This is a genomic window from Salinicoccus jeotgali, assembly GCF_039538805.1.
In the GTDB taxonomy this organism is placed as follows: domain Bacteria; phylum Bacillota; class Bacilli; order Staphylococcales; family Salinicoccaceae; genus Salinicoccus; species Salinicoccus jeotgali.
Window position 1 is genome coordinate 1 of the sequence record NZ_BAABCK010000008.1, and the last position, 1,687, is coordinate 1,687.

Genomic DNA, 1,687 nt, shown 5'->3' on the forward strand with positions numbered 1-1,687 from the left:
CGCATTTATGCCGAGAAAATTTATTGTGCGTTGAGAAGAACCCTTAACTAAACTTGCAGACGAATGTCGGCATAGCGTGAGCTATTAAGCCGACCATTCGACAAGTTTTGGGATTGTTAAGGGTTCCGAGGCTCAACGTCAATAAAGCAATTGGAATAAAGCAATTAGTTTTAGTAATCTAATAAAAAAGGGAGGGGTTTTATGGGTAATTTGATTAGGCTGGAAAATGCATTTGTTTTTATTACTGCTGTGATTGTTTATTTTATGTTTGGTTTTTCATTATGGCTTTTTTTAATATTTTTGTTAGTTCCTGATATTTCTATGTTGGGATATTTATACAATAATAAAATTGGTAGTTATATTTATAATATTGGTCATTCTTATATAATTCCGATATTGATCACTTTGCTTTATTTAGCTATGGGAGTGGATTTGTTATTAGGAATTGCATTGATTTGGTTGGCTCATATTGCTATGGATAGAACGATTGGATATGGTTNATAAGATATGAGTTGACATAAAAAAGCTCCAGTAATAAGATTAAATTGTCGAGAAATAATCAATACTGGAGGTCTTTTTATATGCAAGATAATCATACAAAATATATAGACGAAAATCAAGATACTGAAACATTAAAAGATATAGCGAAAAGTGGTAAACAGCGTCCATGGAGAGAAAAGAAGATTAATAATGTTAGCTATGCAGATATACTTGAAATATTAAAAATAAAAAAGGCTTATAACGTAAAACAATGTGGTAACGTCTTAGAGTTCAAGCCAACTGATGAGGGTTATTTGAAGTTACATAAAACATGGTTTTGTAAGTCGAAATTGTGTCCTGTCTGTAATTGGAGGCGTTCGATGAAAAATAGTTATCAAGCTCAAAAAGTGATTGAAGAAGTGGTAAAAGAGAAACCAAAAGCACGTTGGTTATTTTTAACTTTGTCTACTAGAAATGCGATAGACGGGGAAACATTAGAACAAAGTTTACAACATTTAGCAAAGTCATTTCATAGATTAACTAAATATAAAAAAGTTAGTAAAAACTTAGTTGGTTTTATGCGAGCTACAGAAGTTACGGTGAACGAGGATAACGGAAGTTATAACCAACATATGCATGTTCTGTTGTGTGTTGAAAGTAAATATTTTAGAGGTTCTGAAAATTATATATCGCAAAAAGAATGGTTAGGTTTGTGGAAAAAAGCATTACAAGTTAATTATGAACCTGTGTTAGATATTAAGGCGATCACTCCAAACCAAAAAGGCGATAAAGATATTCAAGCAGCAATCAAAGAAACCTCAAAATATTCGGTTAAGTCATCTGATTTTTTAACTGATGATGATGAAAGAAATCAAGAAATCGTGAATGATTTGGAAAAAGGTTTATACCGAAAACGCATGTTAAGTTATGGTGGATTGCTTAAACAAAAACATAAAATTTTAAATTTAGACGATGCCGAAGATGGCAATTTAATTAATACAAGTGACGAAGATAAAACAACAGAGGAAGAAGAAAAAGCACATTCAATTACGGCAATTTGGAATTTTGAAAAACAAAATTATTACTTAAAAGATTTGAAACGTTAGCTTAAAAGCTGGCGTTTTTTTATGCTTTTTTGCCCCTGCGGGAACTATAGTGTTCAACCGGCATGGTTGCCCAGTTTTTATGCAAAAAATAATTTTGTGCG

2 protein-coding genes are annotated in these 1,687 nt (G+C 31.7%); both read left to right on the top strand.

Going from position 1 to position 1,687, the window contains the following annotated elements:
* The first annotated feature begins 201 nt into the window (after positions 1-201).
* Positions 202-504: a DUF4260 domain-containing protein gene (locus ABD734_RS00995; RefSeq protein ID WP_344700754.1), complete on the top strand. Its 303-nt coding sequence runs from the start codon at positions 202-204 to the stop codon at positions 502-504.
* Between the two features lie 77 nt (positions 505-581).
* Positions 582-1,586, top strand: coding sequence for a protein rep (locus ABD734_RS01000; protein ID WP_344700755.1), 1,005 nt, complete (start codon positions 582-584; stop codon positions 1,584-1,586).
* The last annotated feature ends 101 nt before the right edge of the window (positions 1,587-1,687 follow it).